The organism is Mucilaginibacter sp. P5_A4, from assembly GCF_056400605.1.
Genome location: NZ_JBFUKX010000012.1, coordinates 35,820 through 58,711 on the forward strand (window position 1 = coordinate 35,820; position 22,892 = coordinate 58,711).

General features: G+C 42.3%; 19 protein-coding genes. 6 read left to right on the forward strand and 13 right to left on the reverse strand.

Annotated elements, in window-relative coordinates; all coding sequences use genetic code 11:
• Positions 1-6 precede the first annotated feature (6 nt).
• From AC1DQW_RS09720 to AC1DQW_RS09730, 3 genes are all read right to left on the reverse strand, one after another.
• Positions 7-1,032 carry a DUF2971 domain-containing protein gene (locus AC1DQW_RS09720; protein ID WP_477453897.1) on the reverse strand — a complete coding sequence of 342 codons (1,026 nt, stop codon included), beginning with the start codon at positions 1,030-1,032 and terminating at the stop codon, positions 7-9.
• Between the two features lie 362 nt (positions 1,033-1,394).
• Entirely contained in the window at positions 1,395-2,549 is a 1,155-nt protein-coding gene (locus AC1DQW_RS09725) for a DUF3800 domain-containing protein (protein ID WP_477453898.1), read from the reverse strand.
• Between the two features lie 857 nt (positions 2,550-3,406).
• Entirely contained in the window at positions 3,407-4,894 is a 1,488-nt protein-coding gene (locus tag AC1DQW_RS09730; protein ID WP_477453899.1) for a C1 family peptidase, read from the reverse strand.
• Between the two features lie 213 nt (positions 4,895-5,107).
• On the opposite strand from AC1DQW_RS09730, the gene AC1DQW_RS09735 reads away from it, so the two are divergent.
• Together AC1DQW_RS09735 and AC1DQW_RS09740 are read left to right on the forward strand one after the other, a co-directional pair.
• Entirely contained in the window at positions 5,108-5,350 is a 243-nt protein-coding gene (locus AC1DQW_RS09735; RefSeq protein WP_477453900.1) for a hypothetical protein, read from the forward strand.
• Between the two features lie 712 nt (positions 5,351-6,062).
• Complete coding sequence (locus AC1DQW_RS09740) at positions 6,063-6,605, forward strand: YceI family protein (protein WP_477417970.1); 543 nt, start codon at positions 6,063-6,065, stop codon at positions 6,603-6,605.
• A gap of 654 nt (positions 6,606-7,259) precedes the next feature.
• Here the strand turns inward: AC1DQW_RS09740 and AC1DQW_RS09745 are convergent.
• The 7 genes from AC1DQW_RS09745 to AC1DQW_RS09775 form a co-directional block, all read right to left on the reverse strand.
• Entirely contained in the window at positions 7,260-7,469 is a 210-nt protein-coding gene (locus AC1DQW_RS09745) for a heavy metal-binding domain-containing protein (protein WP_477453901.1), read from the reverse strand.
• Positions 7,470-7,471: 2 nt separating this feature from the next.
• Positions 7,472-8,914, reverse strand: coding sequence for a PepSY domain-containing protein (locus tag AC1DQW_RS09750; RefSeq protein ID WP_477453902.1), 1,443 nt, complete (start codon positions 8,912-8,914; stop codon positions 7,472-7,474).
• A 3-nt stretch (positions 8,915-8,917) separates the two neighbouring features.
• On the reverse strand, positions 8,918-11,257 hold the full coding sequence (locus AC1DQW_RS09755; RefSeq protein WP_477453903.1) for a TonB-dependent receptor: 2,340 nt from the start codon (positions 11,255-11,257) through the stop codon (positions 8,918-8,920).
• 169 nt (positions 11,258-11,426) lie between these two features.
• Positions 11,427-11,798 (reverse strand): hypothetical protein, encoded by a 372-nt coding sequence (locus tag AC1DQW_RS09760; protein ID WP_477453904.1) that lies wholly within the window; start codon positions 11,796-11,798, stop codon positions 11,427-11,429.
• Between the two features lie 525 nt (positions 11,799-12,323).
• Entirely contained in the window at positions 12,324-14,708 is a 2,385-nt protein-coding gene (locus AC1DQW_RS09765; protein WP_477453905.1) for an FtsX-like permease family protein, read from the reverse strand.
• Between the two features lie 329 nt (positions 14,709-15,037).
• On the reverse strand, positions 15,038-15,628 hold the full coding sequence (locus tag AC1DQW_RS09770) for a cysteine hydrolase family protein (protein WP_477453906.1): 591 nt from the start codon (positions 15,626-15,628) through the stop codon (positions 15,038-15,040).
• A 169-nt stretch (positions 15,629-15,797) separates the two neighbouring features.
• Complete coding sequence (locus AC1DQW_RS09775; protein ID WP_477453907.1) at positions 15,798-16,661, reverse strand: helix-turn-helix transcriptional regulator; 864 nt, start codon at positions 16,659-16,661, stop codon at positions 15,798-15,800.
• Positions 16,662-17,068: 407 nt separating this feature from the next.
• Between AC1DQW_RS09775 and AC1DQW_RS09780 the strand changes: the two genes are divergently transcribed.
• The 3 genes from AC1DQW_RS09780 to AC1DQW_RS09790 all read left to right on the forward strand — a co-directional run bounded on the left by AC1DQW_RS09780 (position 17,069) and on the right by AC1DQW_RS09790 (position 20,602).
• Entirely contained in the window at positions 17,069-17,881 is an 813-nt protein-coding gene (locus tag AC1DQW_RS09780; RefSeq protein ID WP_477453908.1) for a 3-keto-disaccharide hydrolase, read from the forward strand.
• A 905-nt stretch (positions 17,882-18,786) separates the two neighbouring features.
• A complete protein-coding gene (locus tag AC1DQW_RS09785) occupies positions 18,787-19,485 on the forward strand; it encodes a hypothetical protein (protein WP_477417950.1) in 699 nt (232 codons plus the stop codon).
• A 109-nt stretch (positions 19,486-19,594) separates the two neighbouring features.
• Positions 19,595-20,602, forward strand: coding sequence for a c-type cytochrome (locus tag AC1DQW_RS09790; RefSeq protein ID WP_477453909.1), 1,008 nt, complete (start codon positions 19,595-19,597; stop codon positions 20,600-20,602).
• Positions 20,603-20,647: 45 nt separating this feature from the next.
• Here AC1DQW_RS09790 and AC1DQW_RS09795 read toward each other — a convergent pair whose 3' ends face one another.
• Entirely contained in the window at positions 20,648-20,932 is a 285-nt protein-coding gene (locus AC1DQW_RS09795; protein ID WP_477453910.1) for a DUF6958 family protein, read from the reverse strand.
• Between the two features lie 45 nt (positions 20,933-20,977).
• Positions 20,978-21,334 (reverse strand): hypothetical protein, encoded by a 357-nt coding sequence (locus AC1DQW_RS09800; protein ID WP_477453911.1) that lies wholly within the window; start codon positions 21,332-21,334, stop codon positions 20,978-20,980.
• Between the two features lie 198 nt (positions 21,335-21,532).
• Between AC1DQW_RS09800 and AC1DQW_RS09805 the strand changes: the two genes are divergently transcribed.
• Complete coding sequence (locus AC1DQW_RS09805) at positions 21,533-22,198, forward strand: hypothetical protein (RefSeq protein ID WP_477453912.1); 666 nt, start codon at positions 21,533-21,535, stop codon at positions 22,196-22,198.
• Here AC1DQW_RS09805 and AC1DQW_RS09810 read toward each other — a convergent pair whose 3' ends face one another.
• The gene (locus tag AC1DQW_RS09810; protein WP_477453913.1) at positions 22,199-22,864 is read right to left on the reverse strand and encodes a phosphatase PAP2 family protein; all 666 of its coding nucleotides are present in this window, start codon (positions 22,862-22,864) and stop codon (positions 22,199-22,201) included.
• Positions 22,865-22,892: the final 28 nt, after the last annotated feature.

Sequence of the window (22,892 nt, forward strand, 5' to 3'; positions counted from 1 at the left end):
TCATAATTAGATCATATATTCTTTTAAATGAGATTCTCTAACTGCAATATGATAACCGTAACCCCTCGATATATAATTAACGACAGTAATGATATCCATATATGATTTAGAATCAATGCGATAACCTAATATTATTTCCTTGACTTTAAAAATTGGCAAAAGGCTATTCAAAGCATCTAAACGCCCTAAATCTTTTATTCTATTATATTCTTTTCCCCCAGTCAAGGGTAGCTCAACATATGAATATTGCTTATTTTTATTTGATATGGAATGCTTTAACTGGCAAATGTGTTCAGACACATTTTCTAAAGAATATTCATTATAATCGTACTGAGTTAAGAGTCTGATCTCATTTTCATACTTCCAGATATGGTTTTTGTGAAGTGCTAAAAAAGCGGTGAATGTTTTCGGTATATTTTGAATTGGGAAATTATTTAATTCCTGGAATCCATTGTGAAAATTTACAAAATCTATAAACCTTTTAACCGATTCACAATCGCCATATTGCACTTGTGCTAAAACAAAATTTAGCCAATCTTGGTCATAATTCTCAATCTCGAAAATTATGGCAGCTCCATAACCATCTGTTCCATAGAGTCTCCACATTGGAAAATCATCAGGCTTTTTTTCATCAATAACTTTACAGAAGGAGGCACTAAAAAAGGTAGATCTTAGACTGATAACATCCGGGCTAAAATTTGGAATATTTAAGTTATTAGCTATAAAGCTAATCTCTTGTGGGTCATTTACTGATACCAAATTACCAAGTCTTAAAGAGCCAGAATTTAGAATTTCGATTACACTTTGAACGCTTGAGGTATAATGAATTAAGTTACTTTTTTCACTTAGTTCATATTCCGTACCGCGTATACATTTAGCATCAAACCCTAATTCTAATTCACAAGTCGTTGGCTCTGAAACATCGTACACTGAAAAACGACTACTAAATGAAAAATTCGGATAATGTTTTTTTGCTTCAATAAAATAACTCTTTAACAAAACACTCAAGTAAGATTCTTTTTCGTCTTTCATTCCGCTATTTATGTGATATATAATCAAAAATGTTCATTTTCCGAACCCACAGGGCCTCTCATTGATTTAAGTCCAAATTCCGCATAGTCAACAGCAAGATCAAAGTTGGGACTTTTAAGCCCTTCTTGATAATTACAACTACTGTCTTTATTATGGGAATTTCTTTAATTACTTCGTTATCTAAAAACCTGTCGAAAGCTAATTCGGCATGATCGGTTTGTTAAATCGATAATTGGGCCAATCAGTCCTTTGGTAACCAAATTTTCAATAGATGAAGCCATCTGCTGTTGTTTATAATGCAATATAAGTATTGTTGTGAAAGTTCTGATGTTAGCGATGGTTAGAAAAATCTGTTACTATCTTTAACTCATTTTAACAACGCCAAGGAATGCTTTTAATAAAGATTGATTTGAAACACTATTTAATAAATCAACCTCATTATTGCTCTTTTCGTAAACTATATTTTGTGATTGTTCGATTCTCTTCAACATAGGAACAACACTGTCCAAATAGCGCTTAAAAAAAACATCAAAATCATTAATGGTATTTGGCAATTTATATCCTGGTCGCCCCTTTGAACTGGTTATTAACACTCCCATCGCTCTTAATTCTGAAATCATTATCCGTGTCCTATCGTCGTTTATACCTGGAAAATAATATTCCAAATGTTCAGTAAGCTCTGGTAATGATAAGAGTCGATTAGGGTCTAACTTATAATTAATCATAAGAAATTCTAAAAGCGACTGATGAGCAAATTTTTCATCTTTATTATAAAACTCCTCAATTGTTTTAGTCGCAATTTCCAATGAAATTTTAGCAATTATGCCGTCTGAATCATTTTTTGCTTTGACTGTTTTATTATCGTATATCTCTTTATAAGGAAAATGCGTGACTTGAACCCTGTTAATGATTTTATCTAAAAACACTGGACTTTGATCTTTAAAATGACTTTTACAAAAAAACTGCCCCAAAGAATTAGCGAAAAAATCAGCGAAACACAACATTACATTTTTATCCCTTTTTTCATCGAACATCTCATATGACCGTGTTTGATTAAAAAGGTCCCTTTTTATAACATGTTTGTCCATGTAGGATTGAAGGGAGTTTTGAAATTCAACTGATCCAAGTTTGTCAAATACAATATGAAAGTCATTAACATTTTGAGTAATGCCCTTCAAAAAAATTCTCTGGAAATACTTAAGAAAACTCCGCTCAAATTCAATTAGTGGCCCATCAAGCTTTTTTTGATCAACAACGAACAGCGATAGCCGCCACTTTAAATTTAATAACTTTTCTAACACTCGTAATCTATTCCGATGCTGTAAGTTTTTTGACTTAAAAAAATTTCCATTGAAATCCTTAGCTATAATTTCTTTGGCCTTAATCTCAAATAGCAATTGATCCTCAACAGTATTAAATATTAGTGCAGAGTAAACAAAGTGCGAAAACGCTCCTTCTTTTGTTCTATTAGGACTAAAATGTCCAAATTCATCGAAATAAATATGTAAATGCTCCATTGATATAATAAGACTTAGGAAATAGAAATCTAAATGTAACTTATTAAAATTGTAAAGACTGTTTAAGCACAAATTATCGACTGCCCTTTAGATTAGGTCAGGAAATCGAATGCTACCAACTGATAAGAGTCAGTTGCTATGGCTTACAATAATTTACTTCCCCAACACCCTCACCATGACGATCACGGGGTCGGCTTTTTTATTTCAGTCGCTGATTTTTTATGCCGGAAAATTTCTTGCTTAATCCTAAAGAAGGCGTAAATCAACAGGGTTAAACCCAGGATCCAAAACAGGGCATAAAAATTTCTTAGCTTCTCCATTTAAAACAAATATCGGCTAATAATTATAATAGTTGAATTTAGGTTATTGTCTGAACCTGAATTTTTCACATGTAGGTTGTTTTTTAAAGGTGTTCAAGAGGGCTGCGCCGTTTTCCGAATTAGAGAATTGACAGAATTTTAGCTGCGGGCTGTTTGATAAGAAAAAGCTATCGTTTTCCCCAAAGTGTCAGCAGAACAGCTTCGGGTGAAAACGGCCAAAACAATGGTGGGCTGTGCGGTGGCAGGGCATAGGAAGTTTTTGCACGTGCGTAGGGCTGAGTGCGCCGGGGCAAAATAATTCCAGCCCAGGTTTTGGCCGTTTTGCAGGGCAAAGGCCCCGAGCGCAAAGAAGCATTTCTGCTGACTTGAATTTTGGTTCTTTGTTTCAAGACAAAGAACTAGGCCCTCCCGCGGCCATGAGCGGGACGATGTTATTGGTTACCACAAAGCATGTTAGCAATACTAGCGCCCGCGCAACATAACAATAAACCCGCCTGCATATTTTTCAATACAGGGGGGCTTATCAAAATTATAGGTTTAGTTAATAGAGAAAGTACCATTACCGCCGCAATTTAGCAGTACACCGTTAAATGTTACCGATGTACCCGAACCATTGTAGGACATTGTACATGACGATCCTGAATACGAATGACTATTAGTTGAGCCTCCTATCGGGAATATCCCAACCTGGTATATACCTGCTGCTAAATTAATGGTGCTATTATTAAAAGGGAACTGGAATGTTCCTGCGGCACCACTAAATTGAATACTGTAATTACCAGTGATAGAACCACTTTTTGAAAGTGTTACCTGTATAGTGGTAGGCGTACAGGTACCATGCGAGTTAGCGTAAGTTTGTCCGTTGGTGTTAACGTCATTTACCGCCAGCGCATCGGCAGCAGCAGCCGACACCGCCGATGAATATTGACTTGCAGGTACGGTATAAGTTACCATTCCGGTACCCACCCCGGCATTGCAAGACGGCCTAAAGCTTCCCGATTTTGCTGTATTATAATACAAATGTACCGCTGTGGTGCTTACCGGTTGTAAAACGTAAGCTTCGCCTCCGCCGCTGGGTCTACCCTGTGCCAACAAGTTTAAAACAACGCTGTAACTTACCCAAACACAGCCGGGATAAGCAGCATCGCCACCAAATGTACCCCATGAGTTTTGTGCTAAAAAGGCAGCTTTCGCATCATCATAACCAATAAGGCATATTGCATGTCCCAGACTGGAAGCAGGCGAATTTAACGTACTCCACATTGTTCCATTATCAAAAGCAGTTTCAAAATCATTGTAGAAACCGAAAGCGAAATACACGGGCAAACCTGCAGCCAGCAATTGTTTTGCAGTGTAATAGCTGGTTACAGCAGCATAACTGGCTGGTTTATCTGTAGCAGCCGAATTTATTGCGGCCGAACTTGGTGCAGGACTACACGCCGCAAACGAAGGCTGGGCCGTTGCCGAGGCTATGCCATATTGCTTTGCATAATTTAGGCCATCTGTTGAAGTTAATCCATTGCCGCCATACGCCACAGGAAGATCACCAGCGGCACAACCTCCCTGGGAAGCGTAAATTTTGTTATACAGGAACCAGCCGCTGCGCGCGCCGGCATCGGCTGTGGCGTTTTGCCATGTTAAATCCAATACTTGTTTGGCGGCATAACCGATAGACCACGAAACGCAGGTGTTGGTTTGTCCCTGATTGCCGGGGGTAGGGTGCAATAGTACTACCGAGCTTGGCGGACTTAAATCAGGATTAATGGTATTAACCTGCTGTTTGTTGGCAACAAAGGTTTCGAACTTAGGCTTAACACCACTTATTTTTAAAGCAGCCCTTATGGCCTCAATATCCGCTTTAGGGGCATCTAAAAAAGCCTTTCTGTCTAAAATTGCGCCTGTGCCATGAAGCTCGGTAGTTGGATTTTTAGTGTCTTTTTTTGGTGGTGTACTTTGGTTCTTTTTGCAGGCTCCGGCAAATAAAAGCAACGCCACAACGGCGTAGGTACTGATTCTTTTGATCATTTTTTTTAAGTTTTAGGTTTATTTATTAAGAAATTTTAAAAAATGGTTATCGGGGTATAATATAACTAAAAAATAATATTTTTAGTTATACTCAATATTATTTCAAAAAATATTAACAGGTGACACATTCCAATAAAAAAAATCCCCCTTTGGCGCAAGTCTTGTGTGGCTGCCGCCGGGTTGATGACTTGTGACTTATTTTAACAAGAAAATATGCAGCAACTTGTATGTTGTACAGGATCTCTCTTTCGCGCTTTCGCACATTCCCTCCCCGGCTCTATCGAGATGACAATTGGTAAAAAACAGGATTATGGAAAATCAAGTGCTCTTGTTTTCCCCAAAGTGTCAGCAGAGCAGCTTCGGGCGAAAACGGCCAAAACGATGGTGGGCTATGCGGTGGCAGGGCATAGGAAGTTTTTGCACGTGCGTGGGGCTGAGTGCGCCGGGGCAAAATAATTCCAGCCCAGGTTTTGGCTGTTTTGCAGGGCAAAGGCCCCGTGCGCAAAGAAGCATTTCTGGTGACAGCCTTTTTGGTTACTTTTGTGGCGACAAAAGTAACTAGGCCCTCCCGCGGCCATGAGCGGGACGATGTTGTCGGTTACTACATAATATTGTTAGCTACGAGATTGCCGGGTCGTTCTTACACTAATTGAGTGGCACGAAGCAATGCCAAACTTTACAAAGCGGCTCTGCTAATCGGGGATTGCTTCGTGCCTTATAATGACGGGTGTAGAGGGTGACGGGTGTAGAATTAAAACCCAAACACTCGTTATGCATAGTTCGCGGTTGCCACGCTGCGCTCGCAATGACATGGGTTAGTTAGCTTCCCCAAATTATCATATTACTGAATTTTTCTCGATTTTTCTCGATTTTTATCGTACTTTTTTCCATTAACTTGTTTCGCACCTATACGCCGGGTTGTAGAATCCTAAACATTTGTCAGCACAGCAATAACGCACGCAGAGAATCCTGATACCTGATACTAACTACTTGCTGCTATAAAAAAACTTTTTGTGTTAAGTTTCTATGAAATTAAATTACCAGGTAAACATTTAGCCAGGTATGTAGTTAAACTGTAACTCAATGTCTGTAAATTGTAAATAAAGTTAAATAGATGTTTAAACATCTATTTTTGTATTATCTTTGTATCAACAAAAAAACAAATATCATGTCAACACAAACAGCAACAAAATGGGTTATCGACCCAATGCATTCAGAAGTACAATTTAAAGTAAAACATTTGGTTATATCTACCGTGAGCGGCTTTTTCAAAAGCTTTGCCGGTGAGTTAGTTACCGATGGTGATGATTTTGAAAATGCGGAGATTGACTTCACATTGGATATCAACAGCATCGACACCAACCAAAGTCAACGCGATGAGCACTTAAAATCAGCAGAGTTTTTTGACGCTGAAAAATATCCACAGATTAGTTTTAAATCAACATCATTTACTAAAACAGATGATGATGAATATGCTTTAAAAGGCGATTTAACGATAAAAGACGTAACCAAACCAGTAAAACTTGATGTTGAGTTTGGTGGTTCGGCAGCCGACTTTTATGGCAACACCAAAGCTGGTTTCGAGATCAGCGGTAAAATTAACCGTAAAGATTTTGGCCTTACCTGGGACGGCGTTACCGAAGCCGGCTCTATAGTTGTAGGCGAAGATATAAAACTGTTAATCAACGTTCAGTTTGCTAAACAAGCTTAATTGTTTCAATGCTGTTGCTGTATTTTAATAATTAAAATGCCGCTGTTGTTAAGTATACGTAACAACACGGCATTATTGAAAGCGGCAAAGGCAGTACAAACTTTAAATAAAAAGTCATCCCGAAAAAGGATGACTTTTTTGTGTTTAAGCGGAATATTTAAATTCCCCTCCCGAGAGCTACTGTGTGTACACACAAGTAATATGCTCCGTTAGGAGCAACCTGTTTGTAGAAATCTTGAACAAAAGACAGGCTTGCTCCATAGGTGCAACCCCCAATTAACAAGTAAATAACATTGCTGTTGGGGGGTAGCCTCTACGAGGCAAAGGTTAATGGTAATGTCTTTTCTACAAACAGGTAGCACCTAATGGTGCAGGCTGCTCCTTTTTTACTTGTGTACACACAGTAGCCCGCCAGGAGGGAATCGCAGGGGGCCCGCCTTTTTTAATCTTCCGAACATCTAAAGTTTTAATCCCTTAAACACACCATTTATTCAGCATAACTGTTGCTTTTTATAAAACGTTAACTTACTGGTTATCAACGTAAATAGTGTTCCATGCCTTGTTTTGCCAAAACATAAAACACTGATAATCAACACCAAGGCGTTCCAGACCGTTCGGGGCGTACCAGGCGTTCCGATGGAACGCTTTACGGTATTATTTATCTGCCGTGGTATCGCGTTCTACCAGGTCCATACCGCATTTTGAGCAGGTGCCCGGTTTGTCAAAACTTAGGTCGGGATGCATGGTGCAGGTGTATTTACTTTTCTTTTTAACATCAACCGCTTTAGTAGCCGTACTGTTGCACGAAACAATGCTGCCCAACGTAAATGCAGCCAAAGCGAATATAATAAGGGATTTTTTCATGGTTATTTGTTTTTAATAAAGGATGCCAAACCGAACAAAGATACAACCAGCACTCCCAAAGCGGCCAGCATACTTACAATGTCGCGCATGTTTTTACCGGCCCAGGTCATGCCGAAGTATTTGTGCAGGAAGATGAACGAAAGCCCTTCGGCCCTGTCGATCCCCGTTACTTTGGTTGCCAGTTTGGATGTGGCGGTTTCGACATACCAGTTATCGCTGTTAGGGTACCCAACCCGCTCCACAGGCAGGCGCTTGTTGATAAACCCATATTCGTTATCAAACTGCCTGATCTGATCTACCTTAACCCTGCCGCTAAAGGTTTTGGGGCTGCCTGTATGGTAATAAGTACTCAGGAAGCGGGCGTAGTCCTCATCGGCATTGGTTTGCTCCTTCCCGGTGATGGTATTGAAATACGATACCTGCTTTTGGCTATCCGTAACCTGGTAATAAGTATTGCCATTAAAGCTCACCAAAGCCATCCGCTTAACCAGGCTGTCTGCAATTGGCAAGGTTAAGTTTGAAACACCCAGTTGAGCGCGTTGAATTATCTGCCCGTAATCGGCCTTTGCAGGCCCGTTATTATGCAGCTTCACCGCCAGGTGGAATGCCCCGCTGATTACAAACGTGAACATCACAAAAGATACGATGAGCCCTATCTGCCGGTGAAAACGGTGAACGAAACGTTTATCCCCTGTGCCGTTCACGATGCGGTTTTGTTTGATGGCTTTAAACTTCTTCCACATCAACCCATAAACGGTTAAGCCGCTGATGAGGGCTAACAGCATGATACCCATAATGATAAGCAACACCACATTTCGAAAGGTATCGCCACCCATATCTGCCAGGAACTGCCAGGTATGAAACTCTTCGAACAATGACAAAAATGCCTTCCGGGTATTGTTGTTGAAGGTACCCATGCGGCTTTGCCCCGTTTCGATATAAACATCCATGCCATCTGCCCTGTCGAACGACACCTTCCAAACCGGGAGCAGGTGGTTGATAGGCTGATACAATCCGTCGAAATTCTTTTGAGCGCTGATCTGTACGGCCGATGTACTATCCTGCGTAAAATAGCGGGCCAAATATTCGGCATAGGCGGTATCGCCATGAGGTAACAGCACCCCATCCGTTGCCGAATAGTAATTGTAAACGCTATCCACCCCAAGCACCTGGTAAAAGGTGCCCTTGTTAAAATTAACCAGGCTAAAATTCCGAAGAGCCGCGAGATGGTTGCGGTCCATCACCTGCTGTATGCTCAGCACCGGCTTCATTTCGCTTTGCGCCAGCGGCTTAAATACCTCCTGCGCAATAGACGGCCTGAACCAGTTGGACATAAACGGGTGCGATAGCCCGCTCAGCGTCCAGAAGATCACCGGGATGAGGGCTGTTAAACCCAGCACCCGGTGCCATTTATAGAAATTACCTTTTACTGCTGCTGATGCCATTGATCAATATTTTGAAAATGAATAACTGATGCCCAAAGTGTAGATGCGCGGCGCGGCAGCATTGTAGGTATCGCCATACTGGTTGCTGGTTACCGTGGTGGCATACAGTTTATTGGTTAAATTTAGTACATTAAACCAGATGCCCGCCCCCTTAAGCAAACTGCTTTTAACATCGTAACCCAAACGCAGGTTGTAAATATTATAGCCGCTGTAGGTTTTGGTATTAGCCGGGTTGGTATAATATAGGTTAATGTGCTGCCACTCCCCTGCTATCCTGAAACCCGGCAGGCACAACGGCTTGTAGGTAAGTTCTGAGTTAGCTATCCAGGCCGGGGCATTACTCATACGGTTACCATCGTATTTGATAACCGTGCTGGTGCCTGTACTGTAGTTGGTACTCACTTCGCTGTAATTTACATAGGTGTGCCTGGCATTGGTACCGCTAAACCTTAAAGTAAGCTCCTTAACCGGCGCCAATGTTAACGAATACTCAATACCCCGGTGACGGGTTGCACCCGCGTTTTGGTTTTGGGTGGTATTATCGGGCAGCAACTGGCTAATGATCTCGTTACGCCCCTCCAGGTCGAACAGGCTTGCCTCAAAATATAGCTTCTTATCAAATGCCGAGAACCATCCGCCCACCTCATAATTGTTAAACGTGGCTTGTTTTAAGGGAGTTAGTTGCCTTGAGCTATACAGGTCGCCGGTTTCTGGCGGCTGGAAACCTACACTGTAATTGGCATAGAACCCCTTGTTGCTTCCCAGGTCATACGTTAAACCCAGCTTTGGCGCAACGATATTAAAATTATTGGTTTCCTGTTGCTTATACTTGGTGCTTCCGGCAGGCAGGCCATTGCTAAAATCATAATGCACTCTGTCGTACCGCAAGCCGGCCACTATATGCAGGGCTTCAGCAGGCTTCATTTCATATTGGAGATAGGCTGCTGTATTGAATAATTTGATTCGGTAATCATCAATATACTTACCGGTATTGGCAAAGCCGGTGTAGTAGTTATTTTGTACATCTTTATCAATATCCAGGTATTGGGCATAGTATGAACTCGGGCTATCATCTACATAAACCCCACCTATTAAACGGGAGTGCAGAAAATCAAAATTAACCCGGTGCTGGGCCAGCAAGCCATAGCTCCGAAAACGCTGATCGTTCACCTGCCCGTTACTGCTCAGGTAGTTGCCCGCATTGTCCCTAACATCCGATATGAAATAGCTTGGCAACTGTGCTGTTGAATTATGCCGAAAGAACAGTGTTACAAAAGTACTGTTCCTGTCATCCCAATGATGATCTAACCGGCTACTGGCCCTGAATGACTCTACCTTACGATAGGTAAACCGCTGATTGGCGCCATAGCTGCGGTTATAAAAATGGGCGCTATCCAAACTGCCCGGCGTTTGGGTGTTGAGGTAGTTATACGCCGCTGAGGTAGTTAAGCGGGTATTGGCATCAAAATCATAAGTAGTTTTAAGGTTAGCCGAATATTTATCAAAGTCGGAATAATCTTGCCAGCTGTCTTTCTGATGGGCGATGTAGCCGCCAACATACATCCCGAATTTGCCCTGGCTAAAACCGCCATCTGCATCAATCCGGCGGTAATTGTAGTTGTTTCCCTGTATAGAAACGTTACCTGCATAGCCAGATGGCGGTCCCTGGGTAATAAAGTTAACCGCGCCGCCAATGGAGTTACTGCCGTAAAGTGATGATGCAGGCCCCTTGATCACCTCGATATCCTTAACGCCCGACATATTGACCTCATACAGCGAGTTATGATTAAAGATCCCCGTAGGACGGATCGGCAAACCATCCTCCATATACAAATAAAGCGCATTGTAAGTGATAGGCTGACGGATGGCCATAGTATGCTGCTCGTTCCCCAGGTCAACCATGTAAACGCCTGCTACTTTGTTTAAAAGCTGGTACAGCGCTGTGGCTTTGGTATCCTTTATCTGGATAGCGTTTATTTTGCTTATGGCAATAGGCGCATCCTGACGAGCCTGCCCCTCCCTGCTGGCGGTTACTACCACCGGTTGCAAGTCGAGCGTTGAGGGTACCAAGGCTACAGCAACCTTATCGCCTGTGACGCTAACTACCTGTGTACTGTAACCAACCATGGTCACTTTTATTTGAGTAATGCCCTGGGTGGTAATTGTATACTGGCCTTTAGCGTTTGTTGTGCCTAATTTTTCGCCATTTGCTTTGGCTATACAGGCGCCCGGCAGGGCCTCGTGGGTAATGGCATCGGTTACCATAACCTGGATGCTGGTTTGGCTATAAGCCAGGGTAAATAGGAATATAAATAGTATAGATAGAACGAAATATTTCTTCATGAAAAACTTGTGTGGAGCTGCCCCCAGTGGATAAATAGGAATATTGTACCGGATGATTGGCGTGAGGATTTCTACACCATACCATTGCGAACGAGGCAACTGCAAGCATGCAAAGCGACAATGCACAATTCAATACATCAATCAAAAAGATCCGGGAAATAAAATGGAATTATCCTAACTGTGGAGGCTGGAAGATGACCATAGCCGGGCTTGGTGGCAGGCTGCCATCATAAAGAGTTTCAATTACTTGCAACAGGCTGCAGTGAAATTTAATATCAGTTGAGCTGATAATATAAACCTCCTGAAACAGGCTCTTTTGCGATTGCCTTTCATCGCTGGCCTGCTTATCCTCAGCCTGTTTTATCTTTTTCATGAAGTAGCATTTGCCATCGCAATGCATCCAGGGCCTGGCCCTGTTTTCGCAAAGTTTGGTGGCAATGTAGTTCCTGTTCAGCTCAAAACCCGCGTAGACAAAAAAACGCGAGAAGTTGACCGCTACCAGCGAAAAGATCAATAAATAGGCTGTTACACGTTGCAGCATAATGGCGCAAAGGTAAACCGTATGCAATTAAGAAACAACCAGGGGGGCGTTTTTTTGTGGGGACCTCCCCAAAGAGGTAAACACCGGTATTTGTCCTGGTTGGTCCGGACATCCAAAAAGTAAAACTAATGGGGCGGGCGGGTGTATGTTTTATTGCTATCTACAGTAACAATATCAGGTGTAGAATAATCAGGATTTATCTACAAATTATCATTAATTTATGATCCATTTTTAAGAAAAAAATACAATTTATTTATAAAAATGCACAATACAAGCTAAAGGCTTTCTGGCGGGCCAATGTAAGTGCAACACAACGGCTGTTTGCCGCTTGCTGGTCAAAAGCTGTCAAATGTGAAAACCAAGTTCGAGCCTTGCATGTGGGATGCGAAACAAGCATGACCCGCCGGTTTGGAATTTTCCGAAACCTATGTCGATAACGCTGATCAAAGGTTGAACAAGGTAGCTGCTCGATCAGCCGCTGACTATACACGTCCCGACGATCTTTTTGAAGTTCCTGAAATCTGCCTACTCCACCTTAAGGCTTTTAATAGGGTTAACCATTGCTGCCCGGATGGCCTGCGAACTCACTGTAAGTAAGGCAAGCGTTAACGAAAGCACACCCGATATAGCAAAAATCCACCAGCTGATCTCCGTACGGTATGCAAACTCCCGGATCCATTGATGGGTAAGATACCAGGCTACCGGCCAGGCTATTACATTGGCTGTTATAACCAGCCAGGCAAATTCACGGGAGATCAATAAAGAAATATGCTGAACACTTGCGCCTAATACTTTACGGATGCCTATCTCTTTGGTGCGCCGTTCGGCGGTAAACACCGCCAAACCAAACAATCCCAGGCAACTCAATAAAACAGCAACCCCGGCAAATGCTTTGAACAGTTCACCGGTTTGGATTTCCTTGCGGTACATGGCATCAAAATTATCATCCATAAACTGATAGTCAAACGGACGGACTGCGTTATAGCTTTTATAAATTTTTTCGGTTTGTTTGACGGCATCCCCGATAAACTCCGATTGTGCCTTTACATATAAAACTCCGCCATATTCGGCTGATTTGGCGGCGCTGAAAATAGTTGGCGCAATACCGGTTTTAAGTGAATTGTTGTTGAAATCTTTTAACACACCTTTAATTTGCCCCGACTTACCCCACAACGAGATCATTGTGCCCACAGGATGCTTAAGCCCCATCATTTTCACTGCCGACTCGTTTACCAGGTAATAAGTGCTATCAACAGGCGTTCCGGTAAATCCTTCGCCCTGGGCAAACTTCATTTGCATAACCCCGGTAAAATCTGCTGCTATCTGCATCGGGCTGATATGCGCCTCGGTGTTGGTGCTTACTTTACCTGGCCAGCTGATATTATCGGTTGATGACCCCATCTGCATCACATCATCGGTGGCAAAGGTTACCTCGGCAACATGCTTGTTGCTCTTCAGGTCGTTTACGATAGTTTGCAGGTGTTGTCCCATTTTGTCGTTCATCTGCACTAAAAAAACATTGTCGCGGTTGTAACCCAGGTTTTTGGTTTGAATAAAATGGAGCTGTTTAGATACTACCGCCGTGCAGATGATGAGCATAATTGAAAAGGTGAACTGCAACACTACAAGGCCCTTGCGCAGCCAGCCACCTTTGGCTGATTGGTTGAGGGCAGATTTTAATACATCGGTAGGGTTAAATGAAGATAATACCCAGGCCGGATAAATGCTGGCCATAACGATTGTTCCTAACCCAACCCAGCCGATAATTTGCAAGGTAGAGGAATTCCAGTAATCAATGGGATAGTCTTTTCCGCTGATGCTTTGGTAAACGGGCACAAGCAAAGGGATAATCAGGAATGAAAGGGCAAGAGCCGCTAAAAAGATCAGCACAAACTCAATTACAAACTGAATGATCAATTGGGCACGGCCGGCGCCCACAACACGCCTTAAGCCAACTTCTTTGGCGCGTTTGGTAGCACGCGCGGTAGATAGGTTGATATAATTAATAACGGCAATAAGCAAGATGAGTACCCCAATAAGCGTAAAGATTTTAACTACCCTGAAGCCCGAGGGTGTAAGGTCGGGGTTGTACAAACGCAGCTTATTCAGGGGCTGAAACAGGTAGGTGACATCCCCTTTTTTTACAAAGCCATTGTTCTTTAAGTGTATCTCAGAAAGTTGCTTTGCCAACAAGGGGACATTGGTACCGGGTTTCATCTTAAAAAAAGTGCTGAAACCAAAGTTGCCCCAATCCTCATCAATGGTTTTCCACTTGCCGTTACCGCCAAAGTTTTTACGTACTACATTCAGCGAAAGCAGGACGTCTTTACGCACACTGCTGCGTTCAGGCATATCCTGAATAACCGCCGATACCATGTATGGTTCCTGTTTTTCCCCGATTAATAAGGTTTTACCAAAAGCCTTTTCTGCCGAACCGTAATATTTCACAGCGGCGGCATTGCTCAATACGATGTTATTAAGTTGGATAAGCGCCGTAGCCGCGTTTCCTTTAAGGAAACGGATATGGAAAATATCAAAGAAAGAAGGCTCGGTATAGGCCACATTTTTTTCCATGATATGCTCCCCGCCGGCTGTAACCAGCAATTTACGGCCGCTAAAACGAACCGCTTTATCTACACCCGGAAAATTGGTTAAAGCAAGGGCAGCAACAGGCGCGGGGGAACTTGTCCAGGTATCGTAGTTATTTTCACCCATTTTAATTTTAGCGTTCAGCCTGTAAATATCCGGCGCATCGGCAAACTGGGTATCATAAATCAACTCATCATTTACACCCCAAAAAAGGAGGATGCTAACCGAAAGCCCGATGGCGAGGCCAATTACGGCGATTAACGAATAAACTTTACTGCGGAGTAAATTTCTCCAGGCTGTTTTAACGTAGTTTTTAATCATGGTTTGTTCAGTTAATAGTTGATACCCAGGTATTTTAATAGCATTATGGGTTTAAACCTGTAATAATTATGCCATATTTTTAAATATTTGAATATAAGCCAATTACGATAAATTATCGAAAAGATGAGTGTTCGTTTTCGTCACAACAGGCGTACGGTTTTAAAATACAATCAACGTCGCAAAAGTTAACAGGAATCGCTTTTAAAATTAAAACAAGCAGGAGGCACCTACGAAACCCGGCTTTGAAGTTCTCGCCCCCCGATTACTTCATCACCGACAGTACCTGCGAAACCGGCAAATAGGGTGCAATTAGTTTCTTCATCAGGTTGCTAAAGAAAATCATCGTTCTTTTTTAAAGCGTTAAGCACCTCATCGGTATTTAAAACGGTAGCAAACTCGTTGTTTATTTGTGCCAGGGCGGTTAAATGGATGGTTTCGGCATCATAATGCTCGCCTTTTATTCCTGTTTTTGAAAAGGCAGCAGTGGCATCGGCCACCACAAAGGTATTGTAGCCAAAATTACCGGCCATCCGTGCAGTGGTAGATACGCAATGTTCGGTGGTAAGGCCTGCTATAACTACGGTATCAATACCTGCAGCATCCAGCTGTTGTTGCAAATTGGTGCCAATAAACGAGCTGTTTACGGATTTTTTGATCACCGTCTCGCCCGGTAAAGGTTTCACAATCTTTTTGTGTGCGTTGCCAGGGTTGCCCTCGGCCAACAGGGAGTCTGGGTTAACCGAGCAATGCTGGATATGAAACAACGGCAGCTTATTTGCCCGCCAGTAATCAAGCAGTTTCCGGGCATTAACTTCGGCATCGGGATTATTGCGTTGGCCGCCCCAGTAAGCGATGTTATCAAAACCCTGCTGTATATCAATCAATATCAAAGCCGGGTTGGTGTTTTGTAATGTTTCCATACCCCAAAATTGCAGCTTTGCAAGGGCCGGAATTTTGCTGTGAGGCTTTATTTGTTTGTTTTTATAACACCAGTGTTAAGTCAACAGTAGTAAGTCGTAAGTCTAAAGTAAAATTTTTTCTTTTTTGACTTTGGGCTAAAGACTTTGAGCTAAAAACTATCCGTCAAATTTATGGATGACACGACACCAGTTCGTTCCGCGTACTTTTAGGCGAAGCGCCAAATTTTTGCTTGTAAACTTTTGAAAAATGCGAAATGTTTTCGAACCCGCTGCTATAAGCTACCAGCGATACCGGGTCATTCGAGTGCTTTAACTGGTACTCGGCATACTCCAGCCTGCGGTTGAATTGCCATTTTACGGGCGTGGTATTAAAACGATCGGTAAACTCTTTTTTAAATGCACTTACACTTCTGCCGGTGAGTTTGGCCATATCGGCTATGGAGAGTTGCCTGTTAAAGTTAGTTTCCATAAAATAAGCAAGGTCTACCTTTTTATGGCTAACCAGGTCTTTCAAAAACGAAGCAAAGGTTTTAGACTGATCGCCCGACAAGATTTGCAACAGCACTTGGTGGGCCGCAAACTTAACAATGCACCTGGAGTAATTTTGCGGCTGTAAAATATGCTGCATAACCTGGGCTACGTTGGCTTTTATAAATTCGGATGTTTTAAAGGTGAAAGGCGGCAAATCGGCACTCAACTTTTCCTGCCTAAACTCCGGCACGTGGCTTTCTAAAAAGTAATCAACAAACTCATTTTCCATAAAAATAAGCAGGCTGGTATAATCATCAGATGGAAACAACTGGTAATTACCCCGTCGCCTAAACTGGATATCACCTGCCGCCAGGTGTTGCACATAGCTGCCATACCTAACATCAATGGTGCCTGTTAAAATTACTTCCAGGCAATGCGCGGTTTGCAGGGTGTCGTCGCACCTGAAAGGCCGCTTTTTATCAATGATGATTCCATACATATCAGACAATCGTAACCTGATATGCGAATGATGATCAAGCAGGTCTTTAGGGATTTGTATCATCGTTACACATTAATTTCTACTAAGCTACATTTTGGAAGCTATCTTTTTTACTTTTTGATTAATTGTAACAAATGAATGATAAAAACCAACAGGCACCGGCTGGTTCACGCCTCCCAATGTCATTAAGTTAAGGAAATATAAAAATTCAATTTGGCGCGAAGATGCCAAGACGCTAAAAAAAATAAGCAAATCAATTTACGCCTCGGCAACTTTGCGCGAAAAATCGCGATATGCCCTGATAACATCCCATAGCGGTGAATACCCGAACCCTTTATACTATCTTTAGGCGACCTAAAACACAACACCACAGAACAAAGAAATAACCTGGTGTTGCATATACTTAACGGATTTAATGTATTTTGGTACCATCAAACACCCTGTTAATAAACCACAATACTTTATCTGCTATGAAAACAACACGCTCCTTTTTAATATTTTCCTGCTTCCTTGTACTTGGCTGTACCGGGCAAAAAAAACTGGCCGACGCCGGTAACGACGACAAAGGCTGGAAGAAGCTATTTAACGGGACCGACATAAAGGATTGGTTTGTGAAGATCAATCATCACCTGGTTGGCGAAAACTATGGAAATACGTTTAGGGTAGAAGACGGCATAATCAAGATCAGATATGACCAGTACGGCGATTTCGACAATCAGTTTGGCCACCTGTATTACAAAACGCCGTTTTCTCACTATCGCCTGCGGTTTGAATACCGTTTTGTTGGTAAGCAGCAAAAAGGCGCGCCCGACTATACCCTGCTTAACAGTGGCGTGATGTTTCATTCACAGGACCCCAGAACAATGCTGAAAGACCAGGATTGGCCAATATCGATAGAAATGCAGTTATTAGGCGGTTTGGGGGACGGAAAATCAAGACCAACAGGCAATATGTGCTCACCAGGCACCGATGTTGTTTATAAAGGAAGGGTTTCGCCCGACCATTGCATCAATTCTACTTCAAAAACCTACGACGGTGACCAGTGGGTAAAGGGTGAGCTAATAGTTGAGGGCAACAAATTAATTACGCATATCATCAACGGCGATACCGTGCTGCAATATTCCAGGCCCACCATTGGCGGCGGCGTGGCAAATGGCTACGACCCAAAGTACAAACAGGACGGAAAATTATTAAGCAGCGGCTTTATTGCCTTGCAAAGTGAGGGGCAGCCTGTTGATTTCAGGAATATAGAGATTAAACAGTCGCCAGGTTCAGATCGTTAAAAAGACCGCTTCTATCAGCGGGAAAGAGGGCTAAAAGCAGAAGGCAGAAAGCTTAAAGCTAATATTGATTTCAGCATTCATCGCACCGTCCTGTCAATAAACTTGTTTTCTGGAAAAACCTCACTGAAGCTATTAGCCGCCGCTGCATCACACAAGCATAGGCTGGCGCGGTGATGACTCTATCGGTGTTCGGAAGGTTATAAAAAGGCCAGGCCCGTGCGATTCATTCCCCTGGGAGCTACTGTGTGTGCACATCTTTTTAATAAAAGAAAATGTCATTTCCTTTGGTCTATAAATAGCAATTAATACCAGTTATTGTTGGAAAACGGGGAGGCTTTTATGCTTGATTAGCAGTGTTGCCATCGTTCGTGAAACCCTGTCTGCTGCTTCCCCTTGGGGCTACGGTGTGTACACAAGTAAGTATGCTCCGTTAGGAGCAACCTGTTTGTAGTAATTTTGAACAAAAGACAAGATTGCTCCTTAGGTGCAACCCCAAATTAACAAGGCAAATAACATTGATATTGGAGAATAGCCTCTACGAGGCAAAGGTTAATGGCCATGTCTTTTCTACAAATAGGTAGCACCTAACGGTGCAGGCTGTTCTTTTTCACTTGCGTACACACAGTAGCCCCCAGGTAAAGGAATCGCACCGCCTTCTCCTTTATTGATTCATCAGGACACCCCACAATGATTACACCCAACCGGGGCCGAAAAAATAAATTTTCGGCAATTTTAAATCTTTTAAAATCAGTTTGTTATGCATAACTTTATATACACTTTTCAACCAATTATTTTAACTCGCTAAAGCTGAAGAGTTTTTTTTATCAGGATTAAGCCTAAAGTAAATTTTTGATTAAGAAAGGGGTTTAAACCCGGATATATTATCACATTAAATTTTTACGGTCATGAAAAAAAACAATCAATCACAGTTAAGTGAACGCCGCACTTTTTTAAAACAATTTGCAACCGGCGCCGCAGTGTTAGGAGCAGGTATGCTCGCTTCACCCTTGCAATTATCGGCCACAGATATTTCTTCACCGGATGTTTCGGATGCCGATGCATGGTTTAACAAGATAAAAGGGAAACATAGAATCGCATTTGATGTAACTCAACCACATGAAATGTTTCCTTTTGCATGGCCAAAGGTGTTCCTGCTTACAAACGGGGCAACGGGTACACCCGAACAGGATTGCAGTGTAGTAGTCATCTTACGTCACAATGCAATCCCCTACGCCCTGGGGAACGAGCTTTGGGAAAAATATAAATTTGGCGAGATGTTTAAGATTAATGACGAGGCAACCAAGGCCGCCGCTACTCAAAACCCATTCTGGCAACCAAAACCCGGAACCTTTAAAGCACCAGGATTTGGCGAAATAAAAATTGGGATAAACGAATTGCAGGCCAGCGGCGTAATGTTTTGTGCCTGTGATGCGGCCCTGACGGTATTTAGCGCCGTTGCTGCAGATAATACCAAGCAGGACGCCGCCGCTGTTAAGAAGGAATGGCTGGCAGGTTTATTACCAGGGATACAACCGGTACCATCAGGCGTTTGGGCGGTGGGCCGTGCCCAGGAACACGGGTGTTCTTATTGCTTCGCCAGTTAAGCTGTCGCCGAAAAATTAATAAAGCCGGAAGCTGCAAAGAAAATAATAGCTTATACTCTTTCAACCTCCGGCTTGCCGAGCCTTCCTGTAGTTTTAAATGAGATGCACCATGCCTCGTAATTTGAATATCGTAACCGGTGCAATTGCCGTAACGGTAGTAATAATGTTCATTGCTACATGTACATCAAACCCAAAAAATGATGTGGTAAAAAATGATACATCTTCTGTGCTTACTGCCGTACCGGCCAACCCGGAATGGATTATCCCTGATACCAGCGAACTAACAAACACCCCGGAAGCCCAGCTGATAAAATATGGCCGTTCGCTTATTGTTAACACAGCTTATTATTTTGGTCCGAAAGGTGTAATTGCCTATAAAAGTAATGGATTGAATTGCCAAAACTGCCATCTTAATGCAGGGACAAAGCTTTTTGGGTATAATTTTTCGGTAGTATCAACCAGCTATCCAAGATTTAAAGCCCGAAGTGGCACCGTTGAAACGATTGTAAAAAAAGTAGAGGATTGTTTTGAACGGAGCTTAAACGGTAAAAAAATAGATAGTAATGGCAGGGAGATGAAGGCATTTATAGCCTATTTTGAATGGATTGGCAAAAATGTAAAAAAAGGCACAAAACCCCTGGGATGGGGAGTTGAAGAGCTGCCTTTTTTAAACAGGGCGGCGGATACTGTAAGGGGAAGGATGGTGTATGCATCTAAATGTGAAACCTGCCATGGCAAAAATGGAATGGGGGTTTTAAATGCGGCGGGCACAGCATATACTTATCCACCGCTTTGGGGCAGGCATAGCTATAATATAGGAGCCAGTATTTATAGCATTTCGAAATTTGCGGGTTATGTAAAAAACAATATGCCTTTTGGGGCCAGTTATAAAAACAAACAACTTACCAACCAGGAAGCCTGGGATGTAGCAGCTTTTGTTAATACGCAATACCACCCTTTTAAAAATATCAGCGCAGACTGGCCAAATTTGTCTGCCAAACCTTATGACTATCCATTTGGCCCATATGCCGATCATTTGTTTACAAAAGAACAACGCAAATATGGTCCGTTTGCACCGATAGAAAAACATTATAAGTCGCTAATCAACAGGAAATAAAGCCGGACAGAGGATAATGTTTGGTGGTAAATTTAAGCAGGTGGGTTAAGCGATATCAATACTGTAAACCGGCGGTTTGGCGGTATCCCGTTTAATTATTTTACGGGCTTCAAGGTCTAACTTTACGGTTTCGCCGTACCAATGCGCATTGCCCGAAAACGAGGGGTGAACTTTATCGTGAAGCGCCTGCATTAGCTGGGTATGGGTAAGGCTTTGGGTTTGCAAAATTTGCAATATAGCCGCCTTTATTATTTCATACTTTTCGGCCGAAATAATTTTATTCTTTTTATTGCTATCAGGATGCAATGTTTGGATTGTGGTTTCTTTCATTTTAATCCGGTTCTAAGAGTAGCCAACCTGGTTTCCAGTAAAACCTTAATTGCTCCTTTTAAGCGTTGCTGCCAAATGCTTGCCCTGGTAAACAAGGTGCATTTTTATTGAATCGCCATACAGCTTGCCGGTATGGGGGGCATTGCCATTGGGCACGGGTACATTAAAAGAGAAGTCGTCGCCATTGATCATGCCATCGGTAATGGTTACCTCGCCTGCCGGTGTTAACGCTGTGCCTGTAAGCTTGCCGCTATCTACCTTAAAGTTATAAACCAATTGAAAAATGCTATCATCGGGCAATTTTACCGCACCACTCCATTTGCCGTTCAGATTGCTCACCGCGGCCAGGCAAACCGTAAATAACAGTATAAATATAGCGGTGGTAGTTATCGTTTTTCTCATCCTGAGCAAATGTGTTAACTGAATACAATTTCGACAGGATAAAGTTTTAATTATTCGCAACCAGGCTACAAAAACTCACCCCCGCGCTTTCTTTTTAAACATCATAACATACCTGATTACCAGCCTCATAATAAAGTAAAATAACAGATAATCAACATATTTTTAAAACCAATTGCCGTTTTAACAGTTAAACTATCTATGAAAAAGATAATTTTAAGTTGGGGTCTCATCCTGTTTGCGACTTTAGGTTTTAGCCAGGTACTTAAACCTGTAAAGATAGATAGCCTTGTTACTATTTCTTTACCTGCAAACTTTACAAAAAAAGATACATTAGGGCAGCAGATTTACCAGGGTACAGCCTCTTTGGGATATATAGTTGTTATACGTGCCGAAAATGCGGCAAACAACAAACCCTTAAATAAAGAGAAAGACCTGAAAAAGGTATTTGAAACTTTTGCCGATGGCATCCGGCAGCAATCACGCAATGGCAGCATCATGAACCCGCGCGATACTACCATAGGCACGCTTGAAGCCAGGGTATTTACGCTGAGGGTTGATAACAGTGCCTCAACAGGCGAAGCACCGCAATTAAGACAGTTTATCCTTTTATATACGCAGGAAGCCACCTATACCATAGAGTATTTTTATCCCGAAGCCAGGGCAGACCTTGCCAAGGCCGAGCTAAAAGAGTTTACTGGCTCCATAAAGCTTGCTCCCGATTTGAAACGTAATGATCAGTATATTTCAAATGCAAAAGGTTTGTCAACTCCTTTAAAAATAGCTTTATATGGCGGCGCCCCGCTTATCATCATTATTATAGTGATAGCTATGCGCAGGAAAAAACGACTGGCGGCCGAAGCATGATTATTTGAAAAGCGTTTTGTATAGACCTGTTTTCCATTTATCGGTATGGATAAATTGCCGACTTTCCAGCCAGCTTAGCCAAAATACGGTAACCATTACGCCAATAACCGAACCGGCAATTACATCCTCAAAAAAATGCTGGGTAAGGTACATTCTTGAGTAGCCAACCAATATGGCAATTAATAAGGCTGGGACACCCCAGCCTTTATTTTTGCACCAATAAGTTATTACCACCGCGGCCGAAAAAGCACTTGCAGTATGCCCCGAGGGGAAACTGTTGTAACTGAGGATATAAATATCTTTAACGGTATGCACGTGGCTCCACTGATCACTAAAGTAAATTTTTGGCCTGGGGGCATCAACCATGTACTTTAATACCTGGGCCACCAGGGATGTTACAAGATAGCTTGATATCAATAAAAGGAATTTGCGATAGCTGAATAAAAGCAAAATTAAAGATAGTGAGATAACTGTAAGGCCATCGCCTATATCGGTCATATAGGGTTCAATATAGTCGGCCCAGGGGCTGTTCCATCCGTTAACCGCAAAATATATTTCGGGGCGCGTATAAAACAATTTGATTACCAAACAGGTGCACAAAAGCAGCAGGTAGAGTATAAAAAATGGCTTAATCCTGTGTAAAACATCATTTATCCCTATCTTCATGGCGCAAAATAAGCATATACTTATTCAA

Bases quoted from the DNA above. Each gene is read 5' to 3' on its own strand.
- AC1DQW_RS09720 (WP_477453897.1), bottom strand. From the start codon at position 1,032: ATGAAAGACGAAAAAGAATCTTACTTGAGTGTTTTGTTAAAGAGTTAT.
- AC1DQW_RS09725 (WP_477453898.1), bottom strand. From the start codon at position 2,549: ATGGAGCATTTACATATTTATTTCGATGAATTTGGACATTTTAGTCCT.
- AC1DQW_RS09730 (WP_477453899.1), bottom strand. From the start codon at position 4,894: ATGATCAAAAGAATCAGTACCTACGCCGTTGTGGCGTTGCTTTTATTT.
- AC1DQW_RS09735 (WP_477453900.1), top strand. From the start codon at position 5,108: ATGCAGCAACTTGTATGTTGTACAGGATCTCTCTTTCGCGCTTTCGCA.
- AC1DQW_RS09740 (WP_477417970.1), top strand. From the start codon at position 6,063: ATGTCAACACAAACAGCAACAAAATGGGTTATCGACCCAATGCATTCA.
- AC1DQW_RS09745 (WP_477453901.1), bottom strand. From the start codon at position 7,469: ATGAAAAAATCCCTTATTATATTCGCTTTGGCTGCATTTACGTTGGGC.
- AC1DQW_RS09750 (WP_477453902.1), bottom strand. From the start codon at position 8,914: ATGGCATCAGCAGCAGTAAAAGGTAATTTCTATAAATGGCACCGGGTG.
- AC1DQW_RS09755 (WP_477453903.1), bottom strand. From the start codon at position 11,257: ATGAAGAAATATTTCGTTCTATCTATACTATTTATATTCCTATTTACC.
- AC1DQW_RS09760 (WP_477453904.1), bottom strand. From the start codon at position 11,798: ATGCTGCAACGTGTAACAGCCTATTTATTGATCTTTTCGCTGGTAGCG.
- AC1DQW_RS09765 (WP_477453905.1), bottom strand. From the start codon at position 14,708: ATGATTAAAAACTACGTTAAAACAGCCTGGAGAAATTTACTCCGCAGT.
- AC1DQW_RS09770 (WP_477453906.1), bottom strand. From the start codon at position 15,628: ATGGAAACATTACAAAACACCAACCCGGCTTTGATATTGATTGATATA.
- AC1DQW_RS09775 (WP_477453907.1), bottom strand. From the start codon at position 16,661: ATGATACAAATCCCTAAAGACCTGCTTGATCATCATTCGCATATCAGG.
- AC1DQW_RS09780 (WP_477453908.1), top strand. From the start codon at position 17,069: ATGAAAACAACACGCTCCTTTTTAATATTTTCCTGCTTCCTTGTACTT.
- AC1DQW_RS09785 (WP_477417950.1), top strand. From the start codon at position 18,787: ATGAAAAAAAACAATCAATCACAGTTAAGTGAACGCCGCACTTTTTTA.
- AC1DQW_RS09790 (WP_477453909.1), top strand. From the start codon at position 19,595: ATGCCTCGTAATTTGAATATCGTAACCGGTGCAATTGCCGTAACGGTA.
- AC1DQW_RS09795 (WP_477453910.1), bottom strand. From the start codon at position 20,932: ATGAAAGAAACCACAATCCAAACATTGCATCCTGATAGCAATAAAAAG.
- AC1DQW_RS09800 (WP_477453911.1), bottom strand. From the start codon at position 21,334: ATGAGAAAAACGATAACTACCACCGCTATATTTATACTGTTATTTACG.
- AC1DQW_RS09805 (WP_477453912.1), top strand. From the start codon at position 21,533: ATGAAAAAGATAATTTTAAGTTGGGGTCTCATCCTGTTTGCGACTTTA.
- AC1DQW_RS09810 (WP_477453913.1), bottom strand. From the start codon at position 22,864: ATGAAGATAGGGATAAATGATGTTTTACACAGGATTAAGCCATTTTTT.